Origin of the sequence: Ureibacillus terrenus, assembly GCF_006569205.1 — a bacterium.
Lineage (GTDB): Bacteria > Bacillota > Bacilli > Bacillales_A > Planococcaceae > Ureibacillus > Ureibacillus terrenus.
On record NZ_VIGD01000014.1, the window covers coordinates 34,927 to 54,609 of the forward strand.

At 41.9% G+C, this 19,683-nt stretch carries 18 protein-coding genes; 15 read left to right on the top strand and 3 right to left on the bottom strand.

Annotated features, from left to right (window positions below; genetic code table 11):
- The first annotated feature begins 240 nt into the window (after positions 1 to 240).
- From pepV to FKZ59_RS11075, 5 genes are all read left to right on the top strand, one after another.
- Positions 241 to 1,629: a dipeptidase PepV gene (pepV, locus tag FKZ59_RS11055; RefSeq protein ID WP_141602819.1), complete on the top strand. Its 1,389-nt coding sequence runs from the start codon at positions 241 to 243 to the stop codon at positions 1,627 to 1,629.
- Positions 1,630 to 1,645: 16 nt separating this feature from the next.
- Positions 1,646 to 2,497, top strand: coding sequence for a D-amino-acid transaminase (gene dat / locus FKZ59_RS11060; protein WP_141602820.1), 852 nt, complete (start codon positions 1,646 to 1,648; stop codon positions 2,495 to 2,497).
- Positions 2,498 to 2,647: 150 nt separating this feature from the next.
- On the top strand, positions 2,648 to 3,643 hold the full coding sequence (locus FKZ59_RS11065; RefSeq protein WP_141602821.1) for a nuclease-related domain-containing protein: 996 nt from the start codon (positions 2,648 to 2,650) through the stop codon (positions 3,641 to 3,643).
- Between the two features lie 151 nt (positions 3,644 to 3,794).
- Complete coding sequence (gene trmB, locus FKZ59_RS11070; protein ID WP_141602822.1) at positions 3,795 to 4,451, top strand: tRNA (guanosine(46)-N7)-methyltransferase TrmB; 657 nt, start codon at positions 3,795 to 3,797, stop codon at positions 4,449 to 4,451.
- A gap of 84 nt (positions 4,452 to 4,535) precedes the next feature.
- Entirely contained in the window at positions 4,536 to 5,408 is an 873-nt protein-coding gene (locus FKZ59_RS11075; RefSeq protein ID WP_141602823.1) for a YtnP family quorum-quenching lactonase, read from the top strand.
- A 30-nt stretch (positions 5,409 to 5,438) separates the two neighbouring features.
- Here FKZ59_RS11075 and FKZ59_RS11080 read toward each other — a convergent pair whose 3' ends face one another.
- Complete coding sequence (locus tag FKZ59_RS11080) at positions 5,439 to 5,753, bottom strand: hypothetical protein (RefSeq protein WP_141602824.1); 315 nt, start codon at positions 5,751 to 5,753, stop codon at positions 5,439 to 5,441.
- A 246-nt stretch (positions 5,754 to 5,999) separates the two neighbouring features.
- On the opposite strand from FKZ59_RS11080, the gene FKZ59_RS11085 reads away from it, so the two are divergent.
- From FKZ59_RS11085 to ccpA, 10 genes are all read left to right on the top strand, one after another.
- A complete protein-coding gene (locus FKZ59_RS11085; RefSeq protein ID WP_141602825.1) occupies positions 6,000 to 7,076 on the top strand; it encodes a M42 family metallopeptidase in 1,077 nt (358 codons plus the stop codon).
- A gap of 265 nt (positions 7,077 to 7,341) precedes the next feature.
- A complete protein-coding gene (locus FKZ59_RS11090; RefSeq protein WP_141602826.1) occupies positions 7,342 to 7,857 on the top strand; it encodes a hypothetical protein in 516 nt (171 codons plus the stop codon).
- Positions 7,858 to 7,973: 116 nt separating this feature from the next.
- The gene (locus FKZ59_RS11095; protein WP_141602827.1) at positions 7,974 to 8,765 is read left to right on the top strand and encodes a DUF1444 domain-containing protein; all 792 of its coding nucleotides are present in this window, start codon (positions 7,974 to 7,976) and stop codon (positions 8,763 to 8,765) included.
- 20 nt (positions 8,766 to 8,785) lie between these two features.
- The gene (ytpR, locus tag FKZ59_RS11100; RefSeq protein ID WP_141602828.1) at positions 8,786 to 9,403 is read left to right on the top strand and encodes a YtpR family tRNA-binding protein; all 618 of its coding nucleotides are present in this window, start codon (positions 8,786 to 8,788) and stop codon (positions 9,401 to 9,403) included.
- 242 nt (positions 9,404 to 9,645) lie between these two features.
- Positions 9,646 to 12,672, top strand: a complete 3,027-nt coding sequence (locus FKZ59_RS11105) for a DNA translocase FtsK (protein WP_141602829.1) — start codon at positions 9,646 to 9,648, stop codon at positions 12,670 to 12,672.
- Between the two features lie 165 nt (positions 12,673 to 12,837).
- Complete coding sequence (gene murC / locus FKZ59_RS11110) at positions 12,838 to 14,145, top strand: UDP-N-acetylmuramate--L-alanine ligase (RefSeq protein WP_141602830.1); 1,308 nt, start codon at positions 12,838 to 12,840, stop codon at positions 14,143 to 14,145.
- 137 nt (positions 14,146 to 14,282) lie between these two features.
- On the top strand, positions 14,283 to 14,756 hold the full coding sequence (locus FKZ59_RS11115) for a DUF948 domain-containing protein (protein ID WP_141602831.1): 474 nt from the start codon (positions 14,283 to 14,285) through the stop codon (positions 14,754 to 14,756).
- A gap of 14 nt (positions 14,757 to 14,770) precedes the next feature.
- Positions 14,771 to 15,211, top strand: a complete 441-nt coding sequence (locus FKZ59_RS11120; protein WP_141602832.1) for a YtxH domain-containing protein — start codon at positions 14,771 to 14,773, stop codon at positions 15,209 to 15,211.
- A gap of 332 nt (positions 15,212 to 15,543) precedes the next feature.
- Positions 15,544 to 16,629, top strand: a complete 1,086-nt coding sequence (locus tag FKZ59_RS11125; RefSeq protein ID WP_141602833.1) for a bifunctional 3-deoxy-7-phosphoheptulonate synthase/chorismate mutase — start codon at positions 15,544 to 15,546, stop codon at positions 16,627 to 16,629.
- Positions 16,630 to 16,803: 174 nt separating this feature from the next.
- Positions 16,804 to 17,823 carry a catabolite control protein A gene (gene ccpA, locus FKZ59_RS11130; protein WP_141602834.1) on the top strand — a complete coding sequence of 340 codons (1,020 nt, stop codon included), beginning with the start codon at positions 16,804 to 16,806 and terminating at the stop codon, positions 17,821 to 17,823.
- A 44-nt stretch (positions 17,824 to 17,867) separates the two neighbouring features.
- On the opposite strand, the gene FKZ59_RS11135 is transcribed toward ccpA, so the two are convergent.
- Together FKZ59_RS11135 and FKZ59_RS11140 are read right to left on the bottom strand one after the other, a co-directional pair.
- A complete protein-coding gene (locus FKZ59_RS11135; protein ID WP_141602835.1) occupies positions 17,868 to 19,034 on the bottom strand; it encodes an acetoin utilization protein AcuC in 1,167 nt (388 codons plus the stop codon).
- On the bottom strand, positions 19,031 to 19,678 hold the full coding sequence (locus FKZ59_RS11140; RefSeq protein WP_141602836.1) for an acetoin utilization AcuB family protein: 648 nt from the start codon (positions 19,676 to 19,678) through the stop codon (positions 19,031 to 19,033). Before FKZ59_RS11140 ends, FKZ59_RS11135 begins: the two co-directional genes overlap by 4 nt.
- Positions 19,679 to 19,683: the final 5 nt, after the last annotated feature.

Genomic DNA, 19,683 nt, shown 5'->3' on the forward strand with positions numbered 1-19,683 from the left:
CACATGGCAAAGACCAGCGGACGACTGCTTATGAACGAGAGGTCTAAATTTCTGCCTTAGACATCCCCTTTATCAGAATTTTTTGTCAAAAATTCATTTGACAGACTCATTATAGCAATAAACTATTAATTTTTCCACAATTCCAATGATAAAATTTCTGTTTATTATAAAAGATATGTTACTTATAGTCAAATATACATTTTTTGAATTTTGTCCAGAATTGATTCAGAGGTGGAATATATGGATTTTTTGACATTGGCAGAAGCGCAAAAAGAAGCGTTGATTCAAGATCTGCGACAATTGATTCAAATTGAGAGCGTTTTGGATGAAGAACATCAATCGGATGAGGCCCCTTTCGGGGAAGGACCGAAGCGGGCTTTGTTATGGCTTCTTTCAAAGGCGGAGCAGGATGGATTTAAAGTAAAAAATGTCGATCATTATGCCGGGCATATTGAAATGGGAGAAGGGGAAGAAATCCTGGGCATCCTTTGCCATGTGGATGTGGTGCCTGCGGGGAATGACTGGACTTATCCTCCCTTTCAAGGAGTTTTAAAAGATGGCAAATTGTATGGCCGCGGCTCCATTGACGACAAAGGCCCTACAATGGCCGCATATTATGCGATGAAGATGGTGAAAGAGTCCGGAATCCCCCTTTCCAAAAAGGTTCGCATGATTATCGGCACCGATGAGGAATCCGGTTTTCGCTGTGTGGAACATTATTTTCAAAAAGAAGCAATGCCTGACATCGGTTTTGCGCCGGATGCAGACTTTCCGTTGATCAATGCGGAAAAGGGGATAGCACTATTGCAATTTTCCCAAACGGATCCGTTGTCCTCTGAGGAGCAGCTCATCTCTTTTCAGGCGGGCAATCGGCACAATATGGTTCCGGATTTCGCAAAAGCTGTGGTGAAAAATGTTTCGGAGGATTTAGAAGTTCAATTCAATAAATGGTTTAAAGAGTATGACCGGGAAGCAACTTTTACTTGCGAAGGGGAAAGAGTTATAATAACGGTATCAGGAAAATCCGCCCATGCCATGGAACCGGAAAAAGGAAAAAATGCGGCAGTCGTGCTTGCGCAATTTTTAAGTCACCATTTGACAACCGATGCAAGCAAAGCTTTTGTAACCTTTATTGCCGATGTTTTCGGCGATGTATATGGGAACGCTTTAGGATTGGATTATGCGGATGAAGTTTCGGGGCCTACGACATTGAATGCAGGGGTTGTTTCCTTCGATTCCCAAAACGGAGGAAACATTCTCGTCAGCATGCGTTATTCTGTGACTTATCCGTACGAGGAAAAAATGAAAAAAGCGTCGGAACATTTATTGAAATATCCTTTTAGTTTGCATGTATTGTCAAATTCAATGCCTCATTACATTCCGGAAGAGGATGAATTTATTCAAACGTTGCTAAGAGTTTATCGACGGTATACAGGCGATGACCGAAAACCGTTATCTACCGGCGGCGGCACTTATGCACGGGTGCTGAAAAAAGGGGTGGCATTCGGCAGTTTATTTCCTGGTGAACCGGATGTGGCTCACCAAAAAGATGAATATGTTGTCATTGACAACTTAGTAAAAGCCGCTGCCATCTATGCGGAATCCATAGTTGAATTGGCGGCCAAATAATGAAGGAAGTGGGAAAATGGGATTTACTTTATGGAATGATCAAATTGTAAAAGACGAAGAAGTCAAAATAGACAAAGAGGACCGGGGATATCAGTTTGGCGATGGCGTTTATGAAGTCATTAAAGTTTATAACGGCGAAATGTTTACGGTAAAAGAACATATAGAACGTTTTTATTCTTCGGCGGAGAAAATCCGCATTTCCATTCCATATACGAAGGAACACCTTCAAGAGCTTTTGCAGGAACTGATAGAAAAAAATCAAGTAGGTACGGGACATATCTATTTTCAAATTACGCGCGGCGTTTCCCCGCGGACCCATTACTTTCCGGAAGGCGGCGCAAAGCCGGTTTTGATTGGATATACACGGGAAAATCCGCGCCCGCTAGAAAATATTGAAAAGGGAGTAAAAGCAACTTTTGTGGAAGATATCCGCTGGCTGCGTTGCGACATCAAAACTTTGAATCTGCTGGGTGCCGTGCTGGCAAAACAGGAAGCCCATGAAAAAGGGTGCTATGAAGCGATATTGCATCGCGATAATATTGTAACCGAAGGGGCTTCTACCAATGTTTTTGGCGTCAAAGATGGCATATTGTATACCCATCCCGCCAATCACTTGATTTTAAGGGGCATTACCCGGGATGTGGTCATGGATTGTGCCGAAGAAATCAATATGCCGGTGAAGGAAATACCGTTCACTACTTATGAAGCGTTGAACATGGATGAATTATTTGTCACAAGCACAACGTCGGAAATTACTCCCGTGATTGAAATCGACGGCAAGCCGATCAATGATGGCAAAGTAGGGGAATGGACAAGAAAACTACAAAAACAATTTGAAGCCAAAATTCCAAAGCCGTTGCATATTTAATGCCTTTTGTGTTGTTCATTTCATGACCGGAAATAGTATCCTGCGAAGAGGATACTATTTCTTTTTTCATCATCGCTTCAGCGTTACTATGATTTTTTGGAACAGTCATGTAAAATGGATGGAAGAGAGTAGAGTAGGAGAGTGTTTCCGTTGGCACAGCTCATTAAGTTGCAAGATTATATTTCCAGATATCAATTGGATTTGACAAGATATCCAACCCAATATGTGCGTTTAAAAAGGACCCAATGGGAAAAAGTAAAACAGCAATGGCTGTCAGGCGGAGAGCCGATGGCATGGGAACATTTCGGTGAAGAGGAAGAACAGCCAAAACGGTTTTCCATTTTGAAAAGATGGTTTGCCAAAAAACGGTCCATCCAAGACGACATGGAAAACGTTGATGGATTCCAGCACCCCATTTCCGATACGGAGGAACATGGAGATGGGCCGGATTTATCATTTGAGCCGAAGATCATTCATCGCCCTTCAAACCTAGAAGAGTTGAAGCGGATGTTTCTTGACCAGTTATTTCAATTCCAAATAAGATGGGCCAGTTCGACGCTGTTGGAACAATCCAATGTCGATCCCCGTTTCTATAGGGACAGTTTTTTAAAAACCGTTCTCCAACGGCTGCCGGATAATTATTTCGTCTTTTATTACCCGGTAATCAAAGTCAAAAATGCGCCAATCGAATTGGACGTCATCCTTTTGTCGCCGACCGAATGTTTATGCATCACGCTTGTTGAAGCGGAAGAAGATGCTTTTTATGTTGGCGATGGCGAAAGATTTTGGACGAAAAAAATCGGAAAAAGAGATGTGAAAATTTTAAATCCGCTCTTGCAGTTAAACCGGATGGAAATGATTGTAAACCAGCTTTTTAAACATCATCAAGTTGAAATACCGATACGGAAAATTTTGCTTTCAAGAAACGGCTACTTTGACCGGTCGATGTCGCATTTTAATGTCCAATACGTCGACAAGCGGGGATATTCAAGTTGGTTCTTGCATTTAAAATATTCTCCATCCCCCATCAAGAAAAATCAATTTGAAGCGGCGCAGGCCATTTTAAACAGCGTGGAGACGGCAGCCTATCCCCGCGGCATCCGGAATGGTCAAAAATCGGAAGAGCAGCCGGAAAGTGGTTCATAAGTATCATCTGAACGACTAACGTTATGTACATAAAGAGATATGAAGCAAATACATAGCATCCAATAAAGAAAACACCATTTGGAAAAAATGTTTAAAATATAGAATGGATACGATAAAATAGAGGAACAACATAGAAGGTAGGGTAGATTGAGTGAGACTGCGTAACAAACCTTGGGCAAAAGATTTCATCCAAAAACATCCGGAAATTTTGATTCCAAATCCTGAAGAGTTTAAAGGCAAGTGGAATGAGGTTTTCGGCAATGACCATCCACTTCACATAGAAGTAGGAAGCGGAAAAGGGCAATTTATTGTCGGGATGGCTTTAGCCAATCCGGAGATCAATTATATTGGAATTGAATTATATGACAAAGTCATCGTGAAAGCATTGCAAAAAGCATTGGAAGCAGGTTCGCCTCCCAACTTGAGACTGCTGAAAGTCAATGCTGAAGAGTTAGAGAATTTTTTCCAAAAAAATGAGGTGGACAGGATTTATTTGAATTTCTCCGACCCATGGCCAAAAAAGCGCCATGCGAAACGGAGACTCACCCATGAAAGGTTTTTAAGAATCTATGAATCGATTTTGGTGGATGGAGGAGAAATCCACTTTAAAACCGATAACCGGGGGCTTTTTGAATATTCATTGGTGTCGATGTCCCAATATGGCATGGTTTTGAATGAAGTTTCTTTAGATTTGCATGCCAATGAGCCGGAAGACAATATCCGCACGGAATACGAGGAAAAGTTTTCGGCATTGGGGCAGCCGATTTACCGGTTGGAGGCTCAATTTGCAAAAAGGAACGGGGGGTAAAATTGAAACTTGTTGTCAACGGCTGTTGGCAGAAGTTTCAATGAAAGATAAACAATTTTGATAGTATAGGGGGAGAAATGGACGATGGATCAACTGCAATTTCATGACATGACCTTAACATGGTTGGATGGAGGAGTAACCTCCTTGGATGGGGGTGCGATGTTTGGTGTCGTTCCGAAGCCTTTGTGGTCGAGAAAATATCCCGGGAATGAGAAAAATCAAATTGAGCTGTCTTGTGAACCGATTCTCATCCAATATAATGGGAAAAACTATATGATTGACAGCGGGATTGGCAATAAGTTGAATGAAAAACAAATCCGCAACTTTGGGGTAACGGAGTTATCAAATATTGATGATAGTTTACAGAAATTGGGTTTAACTGCGGAGGATATCGACGGAATTTTAATGACCCATATGCATTTCGATCATGCGAGCGGATTGACAAAATATGAAGGGGACAAATTGGTTTCTTCATTCCCCAATGCAACCATCTACGTCTCTCAAATAGAATGGGATGAAATGCGCAATCCCAATATCCGTTCTAAAGCGACATATTGGGAAGAAAATTGGAAGCCGATTCAGGATCAAGTTTCCACTTTCAACGATTTTATCGAAATTGTTCCTGGCATCGAAATGATTCATACAGGCGGCCATAGTGATGGACATGCCATTGTAAAGTTGAAGCAAAATGGGGAAACTTTGATTCATATGGCGGATATTATGCCAACCCATGCCCACCAAAATCCGTTATGGGTGATGGCATATGACGACTATCCGATGACGAGCATTTTTGCAAAAGAAAAAATATTGAAAGAGGCTTATCAAGAGGGCTACAAATTCATTTTTTATCATGATGCCTACTATCGAATGATTCAATGGGATGAGACGGGAAAAGAAATCATCGATTCCGTGAAACGCGGCAAAAAGGCAAACATTCCTCTGCCTGCAAATAATTAAAAAAGATGGGGAATCCCCCATCTTTTTTAATTATGCTTTCTTTAATTCGACGATCACGCCTGAACGGGCATCTGCTGCAAATTCGAAGTTTTCCGTCTCGCCGTCGATCACTCTTGAAATCCCGCCCCGATATACAGGGATTGTTGTAATGCCGTTAGTGAAGTTTTCCGGTTTCATATAAATCCAGGAACCTTCGATCGGACTTTCTTTTCTGAATTCATCTTTGATATTTTCCAATATTTGATTTGGATTCATATAAGGCTGAATACGTTCTGATGCTTCTTTTATGATGACTGCCGCTGCCAATCCGGTTGTTACCCCTAACATAAAATCACGTAAATTCATATTCCAATTACCTCCTTAAATACCATTGTAACACTAAATGGCTTATGAAGTCTCCTTAAAGCAGGATAAAACATTTTTTAAATTATATACACATTTCGATGGAATGGTTGGAATTCCCTTTTTATTTGCCGGATAAAAAAGTTAAATCTTTTTGACCGGAATGAAATATCATTCCGGCTTTCATCGTTATGTGTACCGGATGTTTATGCTAAAATAAAGCAAGTATTGAAAGAGGGAGTGTTCCAAGTGAATGAAGAAACTTTGGAATTGTTTAAAACATTGACGGAACTTCCGGGAGCGCCCGGAAACGAGCACCAGGTGCGGGCATTCCTGAGAAAAGAGCTCGAAAAATATTCGGATGAAATCGTGCAGGACAATTTGGGCGGAATCTTTGGATTGCGAAAGTCAGAGGAATCTAATGCTCCGAAGATTTTGGTGGCCGGCCATATGGATGAAGTAGCCTTTATGGTAAAGAGCATCACCGACAATGGCATGATCCGCTTTCAACCATTGGGCGGATGGAATCCACAGGTTTTGCTCGCCCAGAGGGTGGTCATCTTTGCAAAAGAACGGGAAATTCCGGGCGTCATTGCCTCAACGCCTCCCCATTTGCTGACGGAAGAGCAGAGAAAGAAACCTGTCGACATAAAAGAAATGCTGATTGATGTTGGAGCCGACAGCAAAGAGGATGCCATTCAAATGGGGATCCGCCCCGGACAATCGATTATCCCGGTTTGTCCGTTTACGGTGATGGCGAACCCGAAAAAAATCATGGCGAAAGCCTGGGATAACCGTTATGGATGCGGGCTTGCGATTGAATTGTTAAAAGAACTGAAAGATGAAAAAGTGGTGAACCATCTTTATTCGGGAGCGAATGTGATGGAAGAAGTGGGGCTTCGCGGAGCCCAAGTCTCCACTTACATGATTCAGCCGGATTTATTCTTTGCTTTGGATGCTTCTGCCGCAAATGATATGACCGGCGACAAAAACGAATTCGGCCAGTTGGGAAAAGGTGTGCTTTTGCGCATTTACGATCCGACGATGGTAACCCACCGTACGTTGCGTGATTTTATATTGGATACAGCTGAATCCAATCATATTCCATATCAATATTTCGTTTCAAAAGGCGGCACAGACGCGGGAAGGGTTCATACGATGAACGGCGGCATTCCGAGCGCGGTGATCGGCATTTGTTCCCGCTATATCCATACATCCGCTTCCATCATTCATGTCGATGATTATTTGGCTGCAAAAGAATTATTGGTGACATTGATCCGTAAATTGGACCGCACAACGGTTGATACCATCCTCCAAAATCCTTAATCAACGTTTCTTTTGGCTTTTACCGCCGCTTCTTTGCGGCGGTTTCTTTTTGTTACAAACATGTAATGAGAATGTAACGAATTTCTTAGAACCATTCCGAACAGATTGTAGTAAAGTGAAATGAGGGAAAACATGAAAGAAGCGATCGGAAGAGTTAACTGTGCAAAAGTACAAGCAATTATCTATGATTCTAAAAGGAAAATTTGAGATTGCGCTCTTTTGAATATCCTACTAAAATAAAGTTTGGTAAAGGAAGTGAAACATTATGAAAAAATGGTTATTATTAGCCATTGCCGCCATGCTGTTAACGGGACTCTCCGGCTGCGGGAAATCTGTCGAAGAGCAGATTAATGTCGGAGTAGCCAGCGCGCAAACGGTATTTGAAGAAACCCCAAGGGAGCCGAATAAAAAGATTGGCCAAATCGAACTCTATTTGCCTTCCGGGTATAGCATCAAAGAAACAGATGATGTCAATAACTACGTAATATCAAAGGGAAAAGATAATTACATTTTGTTCGTCAATGTGAACGAAAAAGAAGACAGCAAACTGCATTATGAATTATTGAAAAAAAATTCCGCGAAGAAAATTGTGAAAGAGCAGCCGGTTGAACTTGACGGCGTCTTTGGCTTTACAATGGTGATCAAGCACAATGATGATCAATATGAATTGATTGCCAGCAGCGGTGGCGTAAAATTGTCCACAATCTCCAACGGCCGAAATATGGATGATAAGCTGGTGGAAATGATGATGATTGCCCGGTCAGTCGAAGTGATCCGTTAATGGATTCGTTCTATTCGACTATTGTTCATCTCATTTGATACAATAAATGCAAGAAGAAAAAAACGGTTCACAATATGTGAGCCGTTTATTTGTGCACATAAGGAAGTGAATGCAAATTGAAGACTGAGCAGCTTGTCGAAGAACTGAAAAAACGGTTAGGGACACAAAAATTCGTGTTTTCTTATAATCGGAAAGACGATAAATTGCGGGTGGACCATAAAACCCTTCAAAAAGGAATGGAAATCCATCTTCCGGGTATTCTTGCAAAATACAACGAAAGAAAAGGACAGGCGATTCATGATGTCGTTTATACGATTGAACAGACGTTTCTCGCAATGGAGAAGGAACAGAATGAAGAAATTTATCACCTTTCGAAAATATATCCTGTCATTCGTTCCACATCCTTCCCGTTGAAATCAAAAGAGGGACATGCTTTCATTACGGCAGATCATACAGCGGAAACCCGCATTTTTTATGCTCTGGATTTGGGCGCTACTTACCGTTTGATTGATGAATCCATGCTTCTGAAATTAAACGCGACCCCCGATCAAATCCGGGAAATTGCCCGATTTTCCGTCCGCCAGTTGCCTACGAATACGAAAAAAGATGAGGTGGCGGGGAATGTCTTCTATTTTGTCAATGAAAATGACGGATATGATGCAAGCCGCATCTTAAACGAAGCTTTTCTAAAACAAATGAGGGAAAAAATCGAAGGGGATATGGCCATTTCCGTTCCTCATCAGGACGTGCTAATTATAGGAGATATCCGGAATGAAACAGGATATGATGTGCTGGCCCAAATGACGATGCATTTCTTTTCCATTGGACGTGTGCCAATCACATCATTATCCTTTGTCTATGAAAACGGAGAGCTGACACCGATTTTTATATTAGCAAAAAATCGATAAGAAAAGGAGTCGGAATTCAAATGATTGCAGCATACAATAAAGAACATGTCGGAGATGTACTGCTCGTTCAATTGACAACGGAGGATGTTGCCGCGCCGGAAGTGGAACGGGTGGGGGATGTCGCGTTAATCAAGGAAAAAGCAACAGGGGAAGTGAAAGGATTTAATCTATTTAATGCGAGCAAATATATGGAACTCAATGTAAGCGGCAATGTGGAAGTGACTGAAGAACTCGTTCAACAAATCCGGGCAGCCCTGAAGGCGAACGATGTGGAAGTTTCCATTGACGTGGATTTTTCTCCGAAATTTGTCGTTGGCTATGTGGAAGAAAAAGAAAAGCATCCGAACGCGGACAAATTGAGCGTTTGCAAAGTGAATGTCGGCGATGAGGTGTTGCAAATCGTATGCGGTGCGCCAAATGTCGAAGCCGGCCAAAAAGTGGTGGTTGCAAAAATCGGGGCGGTCATGCCTTCCGGAATGGTCATCAAACCTGCACAACTGCGCGGAGTAGATTCCTATGGAATGATTTGTTCAGCAAGGGAGCTTGCAATTCCAAATGCTCCTCAGGAAAAAGGAATATTGGTACTGGATGAGGATGCCGAGGTGGGTTCACCTTTTCAAATCCCGGAAAAACTATAACATCCTGAATGGTTAGGGCAAGGCTGTCCTAACCATTTTTTAATGAGATGTTAATGGAATGTAAAGGATTTGCAACACAATTTATGTTATCCTTTTTTGGGCAATCAATAGGATGATTCATGCATGATTCGGGTGAATGATACATATATGAAATATAATGTGAATCGATATAGAACATAGCTATATTGCCGAAAAATATCATATAATTATAAAAGGGATGGTATTAGAAAGAGTGATGACGGATGAAATGGCTAAAAAAAACATTGAATAAGTTATTTTTTCAGAATGATATGGAAGAAGAATATGATGAAATAGAGTACGAAGCAGATTGGGAAGAATATACATACGAACAAAAGCAGCCGCAACCAAAGTTTCGGTTTCCATTAATTCCTGACGAAGAAGTCCGGCCGACAAAAAACGAATCTCCCTACCAGCCGGCTGAAGCAATCAAACATGATAATGCAAAGCATGATGTTCATCATGATAAGAATTCACTGGTGTATGACGTGGATGTTCCAAGAATACATGAACTTCTGGAAATGCGGATTCAAAACAAGAAAAAGGCCTCCCGTCCTGATTATAAATCCCCTCGCAGGAGAGAGCTCAACTTGCGGAAGGATGCTGACCGGGAACCTGTCCGGAAAAAAACAGAAAAGACGACGGAACATGAACAAAATCAACTTCCTCTAAATCGAAAAAGATTCATTCCGACAAATGTTCCTTCTCCTGTATACGGTTTTCAAAAACCTCGGCCAATACACGATTTGCTGGCGAAAAAACAGCAAGAAAACAGGGAACGGGAGTTGGATGATCAAAAAGGTTTGCCTGACGCGTCCACCGAAATTGCATCAGGATTTGAAAACAGGCCACGCACCCTTGCAGTTGAAGAGATCGATAAACAATTGGAGAAAGTGAAGGAAGAAGTTGAACAAATTCTCCATCAAACGAAAGAAAGTTTATCGATTACTTTAGAAGAAAAAGGCAGCGATTCACGGTCCGTTTTGGTAGAAGATGCAGGGAATCCGGATGGAATGTCAGGGATTTTGGAAGAACAGGAAGTGCGCTCGGCTCTGCAGGATGAAGCCCCTATCATGCTTGAACCAGCAGCAAACAGCACCCCTTTTATAAACATACAAAAAGCAAAAGAATCGGCAGCGAATGCGGAAATAGGCGGCCAATCCGACGGCAGCCAGACGGATGTTGCTCCAATTGAAATGGAGGATTTCCCATTTTCCGGAGAGCAAGGCGAAAAAATGAGGACGGAAGAAATCGGGAAGGAACAAAAAGGCCCGATGAACGTTTGTGAAGCCGATGAGGCGGAACGGAGCGAAGAACGATTGCAGGCCGAGACCATCATTTTCGGAGAAGGGGCAAATTCTGAAATTTTATTGCAGGAAAGTGGAGAAGCGCCAACGAAAGAATATCAGCCGGAAGAAAAACAATTTCCGACTTCCGATGAGGGGCAATCCAATACAACATTGTTTGACGGTCCTGTTTCTAACGATGATGAATGGCCATTGAAAAAACCGGAAATCGACGGACATCATCCTAATTCTTTGAAGAAGGAATCGGCAGAACGATTGAATGAGAAAGAGAGAAGAAAGGATGGTCCGCATTCAACGGACGAAACGAAAAACGAAATGAAAGAAAATGGGACAAAGAACAGGCCCATTCCGTTCAACGTCATTATGCTGAAGTCGGATAAAGAAAAGTTGGCCAAAAAAGGGCAATCGCATCTTGACTTCGGAAAGCCTGAGCCTCAAGAGAAAAAGATTGAGTATAATCGAAAGAACTTCGAATCTATAACCGGGAAAAAAGAGTTCTTTGAAAATTCAACACAGGTTGAAAAAAAAGATAGCCGATACGAAAAGCCGCCTTTGAGTTTTTTGACCCCGCCGGAATCATCCGCGGAAGATCGGGAATGGATGGAAAGCCAGGCTCAAAAGCTTGTGGAGACATTATCCTATTTCCAAGTGACCGCCAAAGTGGAATCGATTATGCAGGGCCCTGCAGTCACCCAATTTGAAATTACTGTCGGTCAAGGAACAAAAGTAAGCAAAATACGAAATCTTGCAGATGATTTGAAACTCGCCTTGGCTGCGAAAGACATTCGGATTCAGGCGCCGATTCCGGGGAAAAACACAATCGGGATTGAAATACCTAACCGCATTTCCCGGGCTGTGCGTTTATCGGAAGTTGTAAACAGTGAACGATTTTTACAATCCGAATCGCCGATGGAAGCAGCCCTTGGATTGGATTTGACCGGTGAGCCGGTGACAATCGATTTGCGCAAAATGCCCCATGGATTGATTGCAGGAGCGACCGGTTCAGGAAAATCCGTATGCATCAATTCCATTTTAGTCAGCCTGCTGTTAAAGGCCGAACCAAGTGAATTGAAGTTGATGTTAATTGATCCGAAAGTGGTGGAGCTGGCTCCATATAATCATATTCCGCATCTCGTAAGTCCTGTCATAACCGATGTGAAAGCGGCGACAGTGGCGCTGAAGTGGGCGGTGGATGAAATGGAGCGGAGATATCAGCTGTTTGCCCATGCAGGTGTAAGGGATTTGCCCCGGTATAATAAACTTGTAGAACAAGAGGGAAAAGGCTCCTTGAAACTTCCTTATATCCTGATTGTTATAGATGAATTGGCCGATTTAATGATGATGGCCCCTCAAGATGTGGAGGAATCCATTTGCCGGATTGCCCAAAAAGCGAGGGCTTGCGGCATACATTTGATTCTTGCCACACAGCGTCCTTCCGTTGATGTCATTACAGGTTTGATTAAATCGAACATTCCGACACGCATAGCCTTCTCCGTTTCTTCCCAAATCGATTCCCGCACCATTTTGGATTGCCAAGGGGCGGAACGGCTGCTGGGAAGAGGAGATATGCTTTACCTCGGAAATGGCATGTCGGATCCGATCCGTTTGCAAGGAACCTTTGTGACGGATGAAGAAATTGAAAAGATTGTCGATCATGTAAAAAAACAGGGGGAACCCGATTATCTCTTTGAACAGGAAGAGCTGTTGAAAAAAGTGGAAATGATCGAGGAGCAGGATGAATTGTTCGAGGATGTCTGCCGCTTCGTGTATGAACAGGGAGCCGCATCGACTTCCCTTATCCAAAGAAAATATCACATTGGATACAACCGGGCGGCCCGGTTGATCGAAATGCTTGAAAGTTATGGATTTGTATCCGAGCAAAAAGGAAGCAAACCTAGGGAAGTGTATATTACGGAAAAGGATTTAATGGAGCTGTTCGATTGATGAACAAACATCCGGAACAGGAGGGGGGGAGCCCCTCTCATTTTTTTGAAACGAATAAAAAAATACATGCTATAATGGTATAGGTTTTTGATTTACTAAAAATGTATAAACTAGTCATAAGCTTAATATTTATTCATTAGGCTCAATCCCTGGGAGGTTTTAAACATGACAATTTATCATTTTACAGGCATAAAAGGTTCGGGAATGAGTTCACTTGCCCAAATACTCTTCGATTCGGGCGAAAACGTCCAAGGTTCCGATGTGGAAACATACTACTTTACCGAACAGCCTTTAAGGGAAAGAAATATTAAAATATTAAAATTTGATCCGAATAATATCCAGCCCGGGATGACGGTTATTGCGGGAAATGCGTTTCCTGACAGCCATCCGGAAATTGTCCGGGCAAAAGAATTAGGCGTGGAAGTCATTCGTTATCATAAATTTTTAGGGGAATACATTAAAAAATTTACATCCATAGCAGTTACCGGAGCCCATGGAAAAACATCGACAACGGGCTTAATGAGCCATGTCATCGGGGGATATAAACCGACATCATATTTGATTGGCGATGGAACCGGTTATGGGAAAAAGGACGCAACTTATTTTGTGATGGAAGCCTGCGAATATCGGAGACATTTTCTCGCATATCATCCGGATTATGCCATCATGACCAATATCGACTTTGATCATCCGGATTATTTTTCAGATATCGAAGACGTATTTTCCGCCTTCCAGCAATTAGCGCTGCAAGTGAAGAAGGCGATCATCGCTTGCGGGGATGACGAATATTTACAAAAGATTCATGCGAACGTGCCGATCATTTATTATGGAATGGGAGAACGCAACGACTTTGTAGCGAAAAACATCGAAAAATCAACAATTGGTTCAAGTTTTGATGTATATATCCGAAACGAATATTACGACCGGTTTTTCATTCCAATGTTTGGAGACCATGCCATTTTGAACTCGCTGGCGGTCATTGCGCTATGCCATTATGAAGGAATTCCTGCCGATATCATCAAAGAACGGATAAAAACGTTTAATGGTGTAAAACGGCGTTTTACTGAGACGAAAATTGGCAATAATGTTCTTGTTGATGATTATGCGCATCATCCTACTGAAATTATCGCAACAATCCAGTCGGCAAGACAAAAATATCCGGGACGGGAGGTTGTAGCCATCTTTCAACCCCATACATTTAGCCGGACAGAAGCGTTTTTAGAGCAGTTTGCCGACAGCTTAAAACAGGCGGACTCCGTTTATTTATGCGAAATCTTCAGCTCTGCCCGAGAAAAGAACGGAAATCTGACGATTGAAGATTTGGCTAAACTTATAGATGGAAGCGAAGTGATCCGGACAGAGACGATTGATCGATTGAAACAACATCAAAATGCCGTTTTTCTCTTTATGGGAGCGGGAGATGTGAATAAATTCCAAAAAGCATTCGAAACCCTTCTCAAAAAGGGTGCATAGTTTTGGAAGAAATGTGACGAAATTATTTCAATATATATAAAAAAGGGGCGATTTCAAGCTCCTTTTTTTAACAAAAGAAGGAATTCCGAAAAATTTGTCGAAATGAATATACAACTTAATTCTAGGAGGTCTTCAGCATGGAAGTGATTTTATATATCTCGGCACTTGTTGCAGCGCTGGCTTTCCTCGTGCTTTGTATAAGTATAGGAGCTACGTTGTTCTCATTAAAAGGGATTTTAAAAAGCATGGCCGGCACGATTGCCGGAATAGAAAAACAAATGGAAGGCATTACCCGTGAAACGACTTATCTGCTGGAAAAGACAAATACTTTAGCCGCAGATATCATCGATAAATCCGAAAAATTAAACACGGTAGTGGATGCAATCAAAAATATGGGGACATCTGTCAATAATTTAAACAATTCTCTTAATAAGATAACGGATTCCATCTCGAAAGAAGTAAGCAAAAATGAAGAAAAGATTGCCCAGGTTGTACAATGGAGCAATGTGGTCATGGATATTGCCGAAAGATGGAAACAACGAAAAGCCCATCAGGAAGCGGCAGAAGCGGATCATAAGGGAGTTGCGGTTTACAAGCGCGAGAAAAAATGAAGGGGGAAATGACGATGTCAGGAGAAAAACCAAATTTCAATGAAGTGAAAGATCAACAGTTGCCGCAGGAAACTGCGAATCAGGCGGCAAACGGGGAGGAAACGATCAATATGAAAGATTTTGTGATTGGAGCATTAGTTGGAGGTATTGTCGGCGCTGCAGTCGGACTATTGTTTGCGCCTAAAACAGGGAAAGATTTGCGCAGCGATGTAGTTCAACAGGCAAGCAATATTCGGCAAAAAGGAATTGTTCTTACATCCACCGCGAAAGAAAAAACCGCGCAGCTATCAAGCCAAATTAAAGAGCAATCATCCCATTTGGTCGAAAAAGTAAAGTCGAAAAAGGAAAAATCTCCAAAAGTCATGGATGACGGCACGGCTTCTTATGAAGAAAATCTCGTTGATGCATACGAAGGAGAAGAGATTTCAGAGGCAGCCCGTCCATCCTCAATCTAACATAGATGATCAAGAAGGGCATTTGCGAAAACAGATGGTTTTCCAATATGCTCTTTTTTGATTTTATTGCCCGTTTTCCGGACGCCCGCTTTCCCTTGTTCCATAATTCATTGCAGGCCTGCCAAATATAGAGGACCATATCACATCATTTGATTCATTTCCATCAAGGAAGCCTAGAAATCTATTATCGCTTTAGCGAGTTGAAGCACTAAATTAAAAAGACGTGACATTCTGAATTTTCTTGATTATAATATGTATATTATCTTAAAATGTAATAACATACATTCAGTCTTCTGAAAGTGTTGTATTTCAGTAGGGAGGAGAAATTGGGAATGAGTGAAAAACGGTTAGAAGAACTTCGCCAACAAATCGATGAACTAAACCTGGAAATTCTTCGATTGATCAACGAACGTGCGGAAATCGTAAACGAGATCGGAAAAATTAAAGAAAAACAAGGGGTAAACCGATACGACCCATTGCGCGAACGCCACATGTTGGATTTGTTGAAAAAGCATAATAAAGGTCCGTTAAATCAAATGACGGTTGATTATATCTTCAAAACGATTTTCAAAACGGCTTTAAAACAATTAGAAGCGGATACGAAAAAAGAATTGCTTGTTTCCCGCAAGAAAAAACCTGAAGATACAATCATCGAAATTAACGGGAAAAAAATCGGCGCCGGAGAACCGACTTTTATTTTCGGCCCATGTTCCGTAGAATCTTACGAACAAACAGCGCAAGTAGCCGCTTCCATCAAAGCGAAAGGATTAAAATTCATCCGCGGAGGTGCATACAAACCACGTACATCTCCATATGATTTCCAAGGTTTAGGTTTGGAAGGGCTGAAAATTTTAAAACGTGTTTCAGAAGAATACGGTTTGGCGGTAGTTACGGAAATTGTGACACCTGGGCATATCGAAGAAGCGTTGGATTATGTTGATGTCATTCAAATCGGTGCACGCAATATGCAAAACTTCGAATTGTTGAAAGCGGTAGGGGAAACCGATAAACCGGTATTACTAAAACGCGGTTTGGCCGCAACAATTGATGAATTCATCCTTGCAGCGGAATACATCATGTCCAGAGGAAACGAAAATATCATGCTTTGCGAACGCGGAATCCGCACATACGAAAGAGCAACACGCAACACGTTGGACATTTCGGCGGTGCCAATTTTGAAACAGGAAACACACTTGCCTGTGTTTGTTGACGTAACACATTCAACAGGCCGACGCGATTTATTATTGCCATGCGCAAAAGCGGCTATCGCGATTGGCGCAGATGGCGTGATGGCAGAAGTCCATCCGGATCCATCCGTAGCATTATCCGATTCCCAACAGCAAATGGATTTACAGCAATTTGATGAATTTTATGAAGAATTGTTAAAATTTATGAAACAATATGAGTATAAAGCTTAATGCCGAAACTATCCAATCTTTATGATTGGATAGTTTTTTTGTAAAAAATAATAGTGATAAAATCCTATATTTATAAATATATTGTTATAATTTTTTGAACTGTTCCTATGTATTGAAAAAAATGAGCAATGTATCGTATCATGAAGAAAATAACAATTAAAGGGAGGGAGACCTGTGACGGTTACAATTTATGATGTTGCCCGAGAAGCGAATGTTTCGATGGCAACCGTTTCCCGGGTAGTGAACGGGAGCCAAAATGTGAAGCCTTCCACCCGCAAAAAAGTGCTTGAAGTCATAGATCGCCTCGGTTATCGCCCAAATGCGGTGGCAAGAGGGCTGGCGAGCAAAAAAACGACAACGGTGGGAGTTATCATCCCTGATATCTCAAGCAATGTTTATGCGGAAGCGGCCCGTGGAATAGAAGATATCGCGACGATGTATCGATATAATATTATTTTGGCCAATTCCGACCAAAACGAGGAGAAAGAGTTGTCTCTGCTTGATACAATGTTGGGAAAACAGGTGGACGGAATTGTCATGATGAGTGATGTTGTCACACCAAAATTGCTCCAGACAATGGAAAATTCTCCTGTGCCCATCGTTCTTGCGGGATCTGTCGCCGAATCCGAAAAGCTGCCTTCTGTGAATATCGATTATTTCCAAGCGACTTATGAAGCGGTAAAAATGCTGATTCAGAATGGACACAAACGCATTGCATTTGCCAGCGGTCCGTTGACTTATACAATCAATTCAAAATATAAGCTGGAAGCTTATAAAAAAGCGCTTGAAGATGCCGGATTGGAAGTGGACGAATCATTAATCGTGGCAGAAGACGATTCGTATGATGGAGGCATGGAGGCATGGAAAGAATTAAATGAAATCGAAAATCCTCCGACAGCCTATTTTGCCGGCAGCGACGAATTGGCCATCGGAATCATTCACGCAGCTCAGGATCATGGAATTAAAGTTCCGGAAGATATTGAAGTGATCAGTTTTGAGAATACGAAATTGGCGCGCATGGTAAGACCTCAATTGACGAGTGTCGTGTTGCCGCTGTATGAAATTGGTGCAGTATCCATGAGATTGTTGACGAAATTTTTAAATAACGAAAAAGTGGAGAACCACAATGTGATTTTGCCTTACCGGATTGAAAAACGCGATTCTGCTAAAGTAAAGCGAAGCACGGATAATTAAAAAGTGTAGACAAAGTCTTCCAGGATTTTGTCTACACTTTTCCTTTAAAAATGTCTGTTTTTTTCTGTCCGAATAATACTTAATGCTTTTGTAAGCATTTGGGAATTTTTTTCTTCGATTTCCGCTTTTCGCGGGATTGGTTCGAACAATGGATTAGGATCTTCCCATGTCGGAATCAGCGGCACAGGAGCTTCTTGTTGCCATTTATTGAGCCATTCTTCAGGCAGTTTGCCCGTAGGAACCGGCTGATCGGTCATTTCCAGCCAAATCATGGACCATGCTCTAGGTACGACGCGCCAAATGTCATAACCTCCGCCGCCCACGGCAATCCATCGTCCTTCGCAATATTCATGCGCCAATTGATGGGCAAGTTTAGGGATTTCCCGATAGATTTTTATGGAAGCATTCAAATGGGTTAAAGGATCAAAATAATGGGCATCTGCGCCATTTTGGGTAAAAAGTACATCGGGTTTAAAATATTCAATGACTTCCCTTAACGCCTGTTCATACACCATTAAAAAACTGTCATCTTCTGTAAAGGCTTCAAGCGGAAAATTGAAGGACGTTCCGTAGCCTTGTCCATTTCCTCTTTCACTGATGTTTCCTGTTCCGGGGAACAAATATCTGCCGGTTTCATGGATGGACAGCGTACAAACGCTCGGATCATCATAAAATGTCCATTGTACTCCGTCGCCATGATGGGCATCCGTATCTACATATAGAACGCGGGCATGATATTTTTCTTGTATGTAACGGATTGCAATCGAGCTGTCGTTGTAAATGCAAAATCCGCTGGCTCTTCCCCGGAATCCGTGATGTAAGCCGCCTCCAAGATTTAAAGCATGCCGGCTTTTGCCCTCCATGACATAATCTACCGCCTGGAGTGTACTACCGACAAGCAGGCTGCTTGCTTCATGCATATTAGGGAAAATGGGAGTATCTTCCGTTCCCAGCCCATATGGTTCCGCTTGTTCAGGGGTGACGAGGCCGTGCCCTGCTTTCTTTACCATTTCGATATATTTAGGATCATGGACCAATTCGATTTCTTCTTCCGTAGCTACTCTCGCCGGAATAATATCGTCATCCGATAGAGCATCAATGCTTTTGAGTAAATCCATTGTCAAAAGCAGCCGTTTATGGTTGAATGGATGGCTTTCGGAAAATTTATAGCTTAATTGGTCTGGCGAGAATACAAATACTGCATTTTTCATACATTCACCCCTGGCACATTAGGCCACAAAACTTCATAACCATGATCCCGCAAATCTTTGATGATTGGCAATGGATTCATCATACGGACACGTATGGAAATGATGCGGCTGTTTTCGTGTTCGGCATCGGGAAACACTAAAATGCTTAGTACATTTGCATAATGTTTTTTAAATAATATTAACACATCAGCCAATGTCCCTACTTTATCTTTCAGCCGAATATCAATTTTTGAAGAAGGCTGATGCGCGCCTGTTAATTCGATATAAGCATTGAGCAAATCCGACGTTGTGACGATGCCGACGAGTTTTCCGCCGGAAACGATTGGCAGACAGCTGATTTTTGATTCGTAAAAAGTCATTGCGACATCCTCTACAAAATCAAGCGGATGGCCCAAAATAATATCTTTCACCATGAATTTTTCTATCGGTGTTTCGTAAATGGAGCATGCATCTTCTTCTTTCACGCAGGAGGGCAACGCGTTTTTCACGTCATGGGATGTAATCAGGCCCACAATATTTCCTTCTTCATCAACGATGGGAATGTGCCTAATATTTTTGTCCCTCATCATATTTAAGGCGTCATTCAATGTGTTTTCAGGTGTCAGGGTATATACTTCCGTTTTCATGATTTGTTCGACAATCATTCAAA